General features: G+C 57.5%; 13 protein-coding genes. 10 read left to right on the forward strand and 3 right to left on the reverse strand.

Features of this window, described 5'->3' with window-relative positions; translation table 11 throughout:
• Positions 1–70: 70 nt before the first annotated feature.
• The 3 genes from WFM49_RS15035 to WFM49_RS15045 are packed head-to-tail and all read right to left on the reverse strand — an operon-like array spanning position 71 to position 2439.
• Positions 71–766, reverse strand: coding sequence for a 5'-methylthioadenosine/adenosylhomocysteine nucleosidase (locus WFM49_RS15035; protein WP_035270343.1), 696 nt, complete (start codon positions 764–766; stop codon positions 71–73).
• Positions 767–806: 40 nt separating this feature from the next.
• Positions 807–1625 (reverse strand): bifunctional hydroxymethylpyrimidine kinase/phosphomethylpyrimidine kinase, encoded by an 819-nt coding sequence (gene thiD, locus WFM49_RS15040; protein ID WP_336974072.1) that lies wholly within the window; start codon positions 1623–1625, stop codon positions 807–809.
• Between the two features lie 7 nt (positions 1626–1632).
• Positions 1633–2439, reverse strand: a complete 807-nt coding sequence (locus tag WFM49_RS15045) for a thiazole synthase (RefSeq protein ID WP_336974074.1) — start codon at positions 2437–2439, stop codon at positions 1633–1635.
• A 595-nt stretch (positions 2440–3034) separates the two neighbouring features.
• On the opposite strand from WFM49_RS15045, the gene WFM49_RS15050 reads away from it, so the two are divergent.
• The 10 genes from WFM49_RS15050 (at position 3035) to WFM49_RS15095 (ending at position 11306) form a co-directional block, all read left to right on the forward strand.
• Positions 3035–3376 carry a hypothetical protein gene (locus WFM49_RS15050; RefSeq protein WP_336974077.1) on the forward strand — a complete coding sequence of 114 codons (342 nt, stop codon included), beginning with the start codon at positions 3035–3037 and terminating at the stop codon, positions 3374–3376.
• Between the two features lie 110 nt (positions 3377–3486).
• Complete coding sequence (locus tag WFM49_RS15055; protein WP_179136473.1) at positions 3487–3825, forward strand: hypothetical protein; 339 nt, start codon at positions 3487–3489, stop codon at positions 3823–3825.
• The gene (locus tag WFM49_RS15060) at positions 3822–4760 is read left to right on the forward strand and encodes a CorA family divalent cation transporter (RefSeq protein WP_336974081.1); all 939 of its coding nucleotides are present in this window, start codon (positions 3822–3824) and stop codon (positions 4758–4760) included. The genes WFM49_RS15055 and WFM49_RS15060 overlap by 4 nt, the downstream gene beginning before the upstream one ends.
• A gap of 43 nt (positions 4761–4803) precedes the next feature.
• The gene (locus tag WFM49_RS15065; protein ID WP_009458709.1) at positions 4804–5103 is read left to right on the forward strand and encodes a hypothetical protein; all 300 of its coding nucleotides are present in this window, start codon (positions 4804–4806) and stop codon (positions 5101–5103) included.
• A gap of 3 nt (positions 5104–5106) precedes the next feature.
• Positions 5107–6060 (forward strand): magnesium transporter CorA family protein, encoded by a 954-nt coding sequence (locus WFM49_RS15070; protein ID WP_250756163.1) that lies wholly within the window; start codon positions 5107–5109, stop codon positions 6058–6060.
• Positions 6057–6959, forward strand: coding sequence for a CorA family divalent cation transporter (locus tag WFM49_RS15075; RefSeq protein ID WP_009458713.1), 903 nt, complete (start codon positions 6057–6059; stop codon positions 6957–6959). Before WFM49_RS15070 ends, WFM49_RS15075 begins: the two co-directional genes overlap by 4 nt.
• 145 nt (positions 6960–7104) lie before the next feature.
• A complete protein-coding gene (locus WFM49_RS15080; RefSeq protein WP_336974087.1) occupies positions 7105–8823 on the forward strand; it encodes a porin in 1719 nt (572 codons plus the stop codon).
• Between the two features lie 388 nt (positions 8824–9211).
• Positions 9212–9529, forward strand: coding sequence for a hypothetical protein (locus WFM49_RS15085; RefSeq protein ID WP_336974090.1), 318 nt, complete (start codon positions 9212–9214; stop codon positions 9527–9529).
• Between the two features lie 281 nt (positions 9530–9810).
• A complete protein-coding gene (locus WFM49_RS15090) occupies positions 9811–10323 on the forward strand; it encodes a sigma-70 family RNA polymerase sigma factor (protein ID WP_250756160.1) in 513 nt (170 codons plus the stop codon).
• A 5-nt stretch (positions 10324–10328) separates the two neighbouring features.
• Entirely contained in the window at positions 10329–11306 is a 978-nt protein-coding gene (locus WFM49_RS15095) for a FecR family protein (RefSeq protein ID WP_336974093.1), read from the forward strand.
• Positions 11307–11368: the final 62 nt, after the last annotated feature.

Consider the following 11368-nt stretch of genomic DNA (forward strand, 5'->3'; position numbering starts at 1 on the left):
TCCAGAAAACTAAAGGCTTGGCAAAGAGCCGATTATAAGCCAGCACATCGATAAAGATGCGCAGTTGGGCTTAGCAGGACGGCACCATTGCATGGAGCAAGGTGCTGGCGTTGTTGACGGCAATGGGCAAGAAGGTATCAAAATCCATGTGCGCTTCACTGTTGGCATTGTCTGAAATACTGCGTATGCAGACAAAAGGTACCTTGTTCAGATAGCACACCTGGGCAATGGCGCCACTTTCCATTTCGCAGGCTAAAGCGTTGAAGGTGGCGCTTAACCACTGTATTTTATCGTTACATGCTATAAATTGGTCGCCGGTAACAATTCGGCCCGTGTGGACCTGATGGCCTTCGATCTGCTGGGCGGCGGTTTGAGCCACGGTCAGCAGGGCGGGATCGGCGGGGAAATCGAAGGTATCCAGACGGAAAACCTGTCCCGGCGCCAGACCCAGGGCTTTCAGTTCCACATCGTGCTGGACCAGGGTATCGGCAATGACGATATCGCCCGGCCGGATGCTGGGCTCAACCGCACCCGCAATGCCGATATTGATAATGCTGCCCACGGCAAATTCCGAGATCAGCATCTGGGTGCAGGCGGCGGCGTTGACCTTGCCCACGCCGCAAACCACGGCCACAACGGGCTTGCCCAGATAGCTGCCGCGATGAAAATCCATGCCGGCGCGCTGGATGGTCTGGGGCTCTTGCAAGCGCTCCAGCACAATCTCCAGCTCTTCGCGCATGGCGACAATAATTCCAAGTGTAGACATAAGACAGGGGCCTTCAAGCGGCCCGATCAAACGGCACGTATCAGGACGATGGCCACAGTTTATGGAAGTGATGCACCGGACCGTGTCCGCTGCCCACTGTCAGTTCACCCGAACGGGCAATGGCTTCGTACAAGTACTTTTTGGCAGCCAGAGCAGCGTCAGGCACATTGCTGTATTGGGGTAGCAGGGCGGCCAGCGCAGCCGACAAGGTGCAGCCGGTGCCGTGCGTATTGGCAGTATCAATACGTTTGGCGGGCATTTCGATCATCTTGTCGCCATCGTGCAGCAAGTCTATGCAGTCCGAACCGGGCAGGTGACCGCCTTTCAGGAAGACCCAGCGTTGATCGCTGTGACTCATCAGGCGACGCAGACGCTCGGCAGCCTGACGCATTTCCTTGACGGTTTCTACCGGGCGGGCGTCCAGCAGGACACCGGCTTCGGGCAGATTGGGCGTGATCATGGTGCACTGGGGCACTAACTGTTCCCGCAGGGCATGGACGGCCGACTTTTCCAGCAGATGATCGCCGCTTTTGGCGATCATTACCGGGTCCAGCACCAGATGCCTGGGTTTGAAGTGAGCCATGCGCTCGGCCACCACGGTGGTGACGGCCTCCTGGCCCAACATGCCGATCTTGACACCATCAATGCGCACATCGGCAAACAGCGTATCAATCTGCTGGCGCACAAAGTCGGCAGGAACCGGGCTGATACCGGTTACCCCTTGAGTATTTTGTGCCGTCAAAGCGGCAATCACAGCGGTGGCATAAGCACCCAGGGCGCTCATGGCTTTGACATCAGCCAGAATACCGGCGCCGCCGGAGGGGTCAACCCCGGCAATGGTCAGCGTGTTGGGAATCATGTCTCAATCAGGTACGGGAGTGAATCAGCCCTTCGGTGGGGGAGCTGGGGTCGGCATCGTAGTATTTGCGGGGCACACGGCCAGCCAGATAAGCCTGACGACCGGCTTGTACAGCCAGGTTCATGGCGCTGGCCATCATCACAGGCTGGCGGGCACCGGCAATGGCGGTGTTCATCAGGACACCATCACAGCCCAGTTCCATGGCAATAGCCGCATCCGAGGCTGTACCGACACCGGCATCGACCAGCACAGGCACCTGGCTCTGATCGATGATCAGGCGCAGGTTCCAGGGGTTGATGATGCCCATGCCCGAACCGATCAGGGAGGCCAGGGGCATGATGGCGACACAGCCAATGTCTTCCAGCATACGAGCCTGGATAGGGTCGTCGGCGCAATACACCATCACATCAAAGCCTTCATCCACCAGAGTTTTTGCGGCTTTCAGGGTTTCGGGCATATTGGGGAACAGATTGCCGGAGTCGCCCAGCACTTCCAGTTTGACCAGTTTGTGGCCGTCCAGCAGTTCGCGGGCCAGACGCAAGGTACGCACGGCGTCCTCGGCGGTATAGCAACCCGCGGTGTTGGGCAGCAGGGTGTATTTGGAGGGGGCCAGGTAATCGAGCAGATTGGGCTCGTTGGCGTTCTGGCCGATATTGGTGCGGCGAATGGCCACCGTCACAATTTCAGCGCCGCTGGCTTCAATAGCCTGACGAGTTTCATCAAAATCTTTGTATTTACCGGTGCCTACCAATAGCCGGGATTGGTAGCTGGTTCCGGCCAGGATAAAGGGATCGTTGTTCACTGTTTGGGTCATGGTGGTGCTTTGTTGCGCATCCGTCTTTGTTGACGGATAAAGAATTGGTTTTTTGCAGGGCAAACACTGCAAGAATAATCCATTTGGCCGGTGCCCGCAGGAAAACCCGTATGCCGGCTTGCTGGTGTGCGATAGGGATTTGGCTCGGGCAGGGGGCTGGCCACGGATGCGAGCGCGATTGGCCTGTGGCTGTGGCAAATATATACCTTGGCATATTCGCCTTATGTTTAAGGCCATGCGCAAGGCCCCAATGCAGGCTGGCCCTGCCAGGGTTGCGATGCGAAAATTCTGTTGTTCCTCAAGAACGGGATTTTTATTGAGGGATCCGTAGATTTCATCCGTTCTTTCTGTTTTATCGCTCGGACACAAGCCTCAGGTGCTGATGTACCTGGGGCTTGAGTTCGATTGGCATTGTTTGATTGTTAAAGGAGCACGTTCTTGGGCCCTGACCCTGAATCTGAAAGACGCACATTTGCGTTGCGCCCCGCGTTTCATGTCCGCATGAAACCCCATTGCGAATTGAGCACCGGCTCCAGGTTCCTCACGGTCTAAGACGTGTGGGGTGCTTCTGTGGCCGTGTGCCCAGGAGAATCTCATGCTGTTTTCCCGCCCTCACGATAGCTTGCAGCGCGCTTTGCGTATGGCTGTCGCCACTTACCGTCCTGTCGCCGTGTGCGACTTGCTGGCCTCGCACGGCACCTTGGCTTTTGCCCAGGCCTTGCCCGAGCTGTCGGCTTGTGTCCGCGCCGATGTTCTGGCCATGCTTCCCGCGTTTGATCGCAGTCAGGTCTACAACGCCATGCATACCGGCGTGCGAGTAGGGCATTTGGGTCGCCGCCGCACTCATGGCCCGTCGCCCAGCCTGTTCACCCTGTTCCCGCACCGCTACGGCACGCAGGACTGGCTGCGTGAGTATCGCCAGCCCCAGCGCTCTTGAGCACTGGACCCTACCCCTTTTCTGTTCAACCTGTCACAGCAGACCAGCCCATGCGGGGGTCGCACCGTCATGGACGGCTGCTGTGGCTTTCATCAACCCAAAAGAGTGCTATGCCGCAAACCATTCCCTCTTCCTTGAGCAGCAAACCGTATCAGGACAACTCGCTGGCCGCCCAGGTCTGGACCCGCTCGGCGCGTCGCCCCAGTGTTGCACCGCTCAAGGGTCGCAAGCGTTGGTCGCGCTACGAGCGTCTGTCCTTTTCCATGCTGCTGTCTTCGTGGGGCATTTTGATTGTGGTGGTGAGCTGGCTGTTTTTCAGCAACTCGCACCTGGAAACCCGGACCAGTTCTACCTCCGGCTCGCATTCCAGCTTTTACATGGGTACCACGACGCCGTCGCCCGATGCGTCCAGCACCCAAGAGACCCGTTCTGATGGAGATCAACAATGACGGACCAAGGTAAAACGCCGCCGCTCTTTGGCAACGACGGCCAGCCCAATAACTGGATGCGCATCAGCATCCATGCCGCCGAGCAGATCAGTGGCCTTCGTAAAAAGCTGGGCGTGGAAATTCCACAGACCTTGCAGAACAGTCCCACACAGGAAGGCCCCTTCAGCTTTGTGCCTGTGACGTTTCTGAACGTGGACAAGGGTCAGAAGAAAGCCAGCCGTGTTGTGTTCATCCTGAGCCGCGAAGCCTTGGTGTCCATTGAACCTGATCCCAGCCCCAAGCCACTGGCCCAGGCCCTGCAGCGCTTGCAGCGTGATGGTCGCGAGAACGACGCCTTTGAAAGCTTTGCGGTGATTTTGCAATCCATTAACGATGCCACCGATGAACTGCTGGACTCCCTGAGCCACGATCTGGGCAAGGTGCTGACTCAGACCAACGCCGTGCTCAACAGCCTGGAAACCAAGGACCGGGACTTTGGCGTCAGTGATGTGGTCTCCACCCAGATGGATTTGAGCGAAGTAGAAGAACTCTTGTCCGACTGCCTGGAAAGCCAATTGCAGCTGGCCATGGCTGCTCGTCATGCCCTGGCGCGTTTACCCGCAGATCAGGAAAAACTGAAGCCTGTTTTTCATACCCTGATCGACGACATCGAGGCCGTGGAAAAGCAGGTGAACTTTGTGCACGACCGCGTCCGCCTTTTGCAGACCACCAACAATATGGCGCTGAACGTGAAGCAGAACCAGATTGTGAAAGTGTTCTCGGTGGTGACCGCCGTGTTCCTGCCCGCCATGCTGATTTCAACCTACTACAGCATGAACTTTGCCTATATGCCGATTCTGCAATGGGAGCACGCCGAGATAGTGGGGATTATTTCCACCGCCTTGTTCTCCATGTTGCCGCTGATCTATGTGAAACACCGGGGCTGGCTGCGCTAGAGCGCGCTGCCTTTGATACTTAAATGAATGGGAAGAATTTCGTATGTTGAACACACTGAAAAGCAGTACCGAGGTGGCAACGGCAGGCTCGGATAAATTACGCGGACTGGTCTGGAATGAAGACTTGAGCCTGCAGTCGGACTCCAACGCGGCCGTCCAGCAGCGCCGTCAGGCCATTGACCGGGCGCGTGCCAACCGCCCACGCACCGCGCATATCGAGCGCGAAATCATGATTGCGGTGGTGGTGCTGTACATCCTGATTCTGGGCAGTTTTGCCGGTCTGCATTTGTATGGCCACTACATGGTTTCCCCGGAAGCGGAACAGGTACAAAGCGAGGACTAAGCCATGACTGAAAAAAAACAGGGGGGCGCGGTGGTGTCCAGCCTGAGCGACAAGCGCGGGCAAAAAACGGCATGGTTGCAGCTGTCGGCCAGCCGGCACGATGAACTGGCCGAGGCGCAAGCCAAACTGGGCCTGGACCTGAGCGTCAAACGGGGCCGTGCTGCCGCGGAAGAAGCGGGCTTTATTCTGATTCCCGTGGAGATGGTGATACGTCAGGGCCAGCAGTACCGCGAAACCAGCCTGCTGTTCGTCTTGAGCAAGGACCGCCTGATCAGCGTGGAGCAGGACGTGCGGGTTGATACCTTGGAGCGTGTCAGCCAGCAGTTGAACGCCAGGGTAGAGGCCGGGCACGCCGTGCCCAGTCCCGCTTCAATTCTGTTCATGATCCTGCAGGCTCTGAACGACCAGGCTCGTGCCACGATTTCCGATATTGCCGGGCGTCTGGACGAACGCAGCGATACGGTGGCGGCAGCCAGTGGCGGCTTTGATACCTCCGGCCGTCAGGCCGGGGTGGCGGATATTGCCAGTACCGCCATCGGTCTGGGAGAGGCCGAGGAGTTGGTCGCCAAAACCGTGGAAGGGCAATTGATGCTGGCTCGCGCAGGCCGTTGGCTGCGTCGTACGCCCGGTGGCGAAAGCGCAGAGAACCTGTCCATGTTGCTCTCGGATATTCAAAGCTTGCGTCGTTATGCCCGCTTTCAGCACAACAAGATCCGCAACTTGCAGCAGTCCTTGATGACCACGCTGGATTTGAAGCAGAACCAGGTGATCAAGGTCTTTACAGTGGTTACTGCAGTGTTCTTGCCGCCTACGCTGATCGCGGCGTTTTACGGCCAGAACTTTGCCAATATGCCCGAGCTGGAAATTATCGGTGGCGAGTGGCTGGTCATGGGCATGACCGCCGTATTTGCCTTGGCTCCCTTGGCCTATGTAAAGCGTAAAGGGTGGATGCGATGACGGCCCGTTTCAAGGATATGGCTTCCTGGCGGCGCTTGCAGGCCCCTGACCGTCAGGCGCTGGAAGATCTGGGCAAGTTGTATCGCGTGGACTTGCTGCCACAAGCCCAGGCCAGCCTGGGGATGGCCACACGCATACGCTGTGTGCGAGTGAGTGACGAACAGATGCAGGTGTCTGACCTGATCTGGTGTTTGGGGCAGGACGATCAGCCTTTGTATACCGTGGAAACTGGCCATCGTCTGCTGCGTCCCGGCCAGGCTCTGGAGCGCTTGAGTGCCCAGGAAATGTCCTTGGCCAGCTCCCATGCCCTGGCTTTGACTTTGCTGTATCAATTGCTGGCGCAGACCTCGCAAGTGCTGGACCGTATTGATCAGGGCCTGAGTGTCTCGACCCTGTCCTTGCGCGGCTTTCTGTCCAATGTCGGCACGGACTATTCGCGCGGTGCCGAGGACATGATTGATCTGGACAGCCATATGGCAACCCTGCACAAACCGCTGTCTCATGTGATGCATTCCATTGACGATCTGGAGCAGGCCGCACAACGCTTGCGCCGCTGGGTGTATCAGGAAAAAAGCCTGGAGTTGAGCCGAGTGGACGAGCTGATTGCCGCCATTGAAGGTATGCAGCGCCGTGCGCATTTCGCCATTGAACGCCAGCGTTTTCATTGGCGTGCCGCCGGAGAGTCCGTGGCCATGAGCGACCTGAACGTGACCAAGGTCTTTACGGTGCTGTGGGCCTTGCTGGTGCCCGGTACAGCCTTGATCAACTGGTACGGTCAGAACTTCCATGTCATGCCCGAGTTATCTTGGGAGGGCACCATGTGGGTGCAGTTGGTGACCGTGTTGGTGTTGACGGCGGTACCGATCTGGACAATCAAGAAATCGGGCGCGTTGCGTTAAGGGGGAGTGCTGTGTGCTGGCCCGGTTAGGCGCTAACTCCTACCCGAATCAATTCGCGATTTTTGTCTTTCCACTGCGACGGTAAACACATCCTTAGCTTTTCAGAGCGGGGTGGCCGTCCCTGCACCAAGGTGTAGAGGTACCCATGAATGCAAGCCGGTTTTTCCATCCCGATCACAGCGCCGTCGTACACCAGAGCCCGGTGCGTCTGGTACGCCGCGCCCACTGTGCGCTGAGCTACTACGCCACCCGCAGCGTGCCACAAGTGTTGCAAGCCTTGAATACCCAGCGCCATGGCCTGGCCTTTGATGAAGTGTTGCGCCGTCTGATACAGAACGGCCCCAATCAAGTACGGGTACTGCGTTCCAGCCCCGCTGATCTGACCCAAGTGGTCCAGACCATGAAAAAACAAACCTGTCAGGTGCGCCGCGATTTGACCATGTACGATCTGGCACGGGATCACCAGTCCCGCGTGCCGGCTCGTATGCTCGTGACTGGCGATATCGTGCTGCTGTCTGCCGGTGATTACGTGCCGGCGGATCTGCGCTTGATCCATCAGGATCACCTGATTCTGAACCGTGCCATTTTGCAGGCTGCTCCCGAGACATGCGCCATGGGCGACCGGGTTGTGGCCGGGACCGCACAAGGTGTGGTGGTGGCGACGGGTAATCAAACCTTGTTAGGAGTTCTGATGCGTGAACCTGTTCCTGTGGCCTGCGGCTGGCGTCGTGTGCTGGAGTGCAGTCCTTTTCAATTGAGCAAAGCCGCTTCTTTGGCAGCTGGCGTGGCCCTGTTTGGTCTTGCAGGAGCGCTGATGATGCCCAGCCACAGCCATGCTGAAACCTCGGTGCAGCTCTATGGCACTTTGGATGCCGGTTTGGGTTGGACTCGCGTGAGCGGCGAAGGCTCGCAGCGCGACGTGTTAAGCGGTGGGCAGACGGACTCGCTGTGGGGGATTCGCGGCCATGAGGATCTGGGCGATGGGCTGCGCGCCACCTTCAATCTGGAAAGCGGTATTGATCTGGCCACAGGCCGGGCCGAGGATTCCGGGCGTCTGTTCAACTATCAGGCCTGGCTGGGTCTGGGCAGTGATAACTGGGGCGAGCTGCGTTTTGGACGCCAGTACACCGTGGGCCAGGAATTTGTCTCTGCCATTGAAGTAGGTTCCTGGAAAGACTTTGGTATGGGCGCTTTGATGCGTGCTTCGGACAACTACCAGATCTCCAATCAGTTCAGCTGGCGCAGCCCGGAATGGGCGGGTATGCAGTTAGGCGCCAGCTATAGCGCGGATGTGGGCGAGCAGGGCCTGGGAGGGTCCCGCAGCAAACTCTATAGCCTCGCTTTGCGCTACGAGGACGGCCCCTGGCTGTTGGGGGCCAGTTACGAGAGCTTGAGTCGTGTCGAGTCCCATCGTCCTACGGCCTGGCAATTGGGTGCGAGCTATGACTTTGAGGTAGCCCGTCTTGCAGCTGGCTGGAGCCGTCAGAGCAATGGCTTTGTGGGCCTGAATGGTGATGATGGTCCTGCCCATCTGCAAGACAAGGGCTTGGAAGGCTTGGGCCCGGCGGAGTTCATCAACGGTGGCCGACTGGACACCTGGTATGTGGGCACGGCGATTCCTGTAGGCAAGGGCGAGTTCCAGCTGCAATGGTCTTTGGGCCGTCCGAACTGGACCTGGGAGGATACCGATGAGCGCGCACGTCGCATTCAGGTGATGTCTGTGGGCTACGTGCATGCCTTGTCGCCCCGCACCAGCGTCTATGCCTTTGCGGCTCAAGGACGTCGCTTTGATATGGAAACGGCAGCCAGTGCCAGCGAACCGCGTAGCAGCCGTGTGGCTTTGGGTGTGACGCATCACTTCTAATGAAATGGCCGGTTTCCTGCACCTGAGTCCGTGTTCTTACTGGCCCTGGCGCAGGAAGGTCGGGCAGGGCTGAGTGCTTGTGAGGACGGCTCAGGAGACATATCCCTAAGTATAAATTTGATGTCTGCAAAGCGATGGAAAGTGTGCCAATGCCTGGCAGACAAGCCCACACTCAGATGCGAAAATACTGTTGGTGCAAAAACCGTTGCACCTTCTTTTTTAACTACTCACGTTTAAAAGTAAATGGACCCTGATCCTTCTTTATGGCTTTGTTCCTGTAAAGGACAAGCCTCCTTAATGACCAGTCAATTGGACACTGGACCACAAAGCGGCTCCCTCTGATGAGGTGAGCACTCTTTCTGGACCCCTGTGTCCGAAGGAGAATGCTATGTTCCGCCTCAACCTGTTTCGTTCCGCCCCACACAACAACGCTCTGCAAGACGCTCTGCGCCTGGCCGCATCCCGCCAGCGTCAAGGCTACCTGCTGGAGCTGCTGCAAAGCCACGGTGCTCGCGAGTTTGCTTACGCACTTAATGACCTGTCCGGTCGCACCATCGAAAATGCACTGTCCACACTGCCTACCGTGGAGCGCAGCCAAGTCCTCAAGCATCTGTCCCGTCGTGCCAAAGCCCGTCTGAACGATGTAGAAGGCTTTCGCTACCAACCCACTCATGCCGTGCTGACACTGCCTTCTTTTGTGATGTAAGAGCTTGGCAGATGCCCCTGACATTCGGGGCGTAACCCGGCGCCGCGGCAATGATCTGTGCAGAGATCTTTGGGCGGGCATGGCTTTATAGCTATGCCCGCCTTTTTGATTGCAGCCTGAACGCACTTCTTTTTTTTTACGGCCCTGCAGGGCGAACAGTTGTTTTCATCGATGATCTGTCGTGAGCAGACGACGCTTGCGACGCTCGCAATCAGAATCCCCGTCTTTTCATGTCATAATTTTGGAATGAGAATGATTATTGATTAGTTTAATCAGGGTCTATGGACTATCCGTCAGCGCCCATAGGGATGGGAGATTTCTATCAAGATCACCGTAGCTGGTTGTTGCGGTGGTTGCGCGCGCGTCTGCATTGCAGCTTTACGGCGGAAGATCTGGTTCAGGACACCTTTGTGCGTCTGCTGTTGGCCCCCTCTACCGTTCATCATTTACGTCATCCTCGTGCGTTTTTGGCTGCCACGGCCAGAAGGCTGTTAATTGATCGCAGCCGACGCATGGCGGTTGAGCAAGCCTATCTGGAAGCCTTGGAGGCGACCTTGGCCGAAGGGGCGCAAGCACCCTCGGCAGAGCAGTGCGCCCAAACCCTGGAGGCGCTGGCCTTGTTGGCTCAGGCTTTGGACGAGTTGCCCGCGCGGGCTCGCATGGTGTTCCTGAGCTGCTATCTGGATGGGGAAACGCAATCAAGCGTGGCCAAGAGCTTGGGGGTTAGCGAACGCACTGTGCGTAATGATCTGGTGCAGGCTTTGCTCCATGTTCAGACCTTGATTCCAGCTTGAGCCCCATGTCCAACGAGGAGATAGAGCGACAGGCCGCCCAATGGGTTGTGCTCTTGTCTGATCCCGAACAATTCACCGAACAGGCCCAAGCCGAATTCATGGCCTGGCGTGCGCAGGACCCGCGTCACGAAGCGGCGGCCGCAGGTATGGAAGCGGTCTTGGGCAGAGTCAGAAAACTGGCGGTACAGGCCAATACCACCCCTGGCCGTAGTGCGCTGGATGCAGGGTTGTCGGCTCGACCCAAGCTGTTGCGTGATTGGCGTCAGGGCATGATGCTGCTGCTCTGGGCTGTGGTGTTTATCTTGCCGATTCTGGCCTTTGTATTGCCCTGGTCCAATCAGTCCGTACAGACCGCTGCCGGAGAATGGCGCAGTGTGGTGCTGGAGGATGGCACTCGTTTGGAGTTGGCCGGAGCATCACAGGTCAAGATTTTGTATAGCAAGCAGTACCGGGATATTGAGCTGCTGGAAGGGCAGGTCCGGGTGGTGGTGGCCAAGCAGCCGGATCGACCCTTGCGGGTCTTGAGCAGCCAGGCGGTATCGCAAGCCTTGGGAACTGAATTTATTGTGCAGGAACAGCCGCAAGGCACGCTGTTGACGGTACTGTCGTCTCGGGTGCTGGCTTATCCGCGCCCCCAGGGCCCGCAAGCCGCTCGCGAGTTGGGGCCCGGCGATCAGGTACAAATTAATGCGCAAGGCTTGGGGGCGAACCGCCAGACCGATGTAAGCCGTGTCATGCGCACTTGGGATCAGCGGCAGTTGCTTCTGGAACATGTGCCTTTGACGCAGGCTCTGGAGCAGATCACCCGCCAGTACTCCGGCAAAACACAGATCAATCCGCAAGGTATGGAAGGTTTGACGGTCAGCGCTGTCTTGCCTGCCGACAAGCCCTTGTCGGCTCTGGCTTTGCTAAAGGACTTGTATCCCCGATTGCAGGTGCAGAACATGTCAGACCAAGGATTGATGATTAATTTCAGGCCTTGATTGCCGCTTTTTTGAGCTCGTGCGTCTTTAACAGATAGACCTTGCCAAAGAAGGAGAGATTT

The organism is Alcaligenes sp. PF14 (assembly GCF_037150615.1).
In the GTDB taxonomy this organism is placed as follows: domain Bacteria; phylum Pseudomonadota; class Gammaproteobacteria; order Burkholderiales; family Burkholderiaceae_B; genus Alcaligenes; species Alcaligenes phenolicus.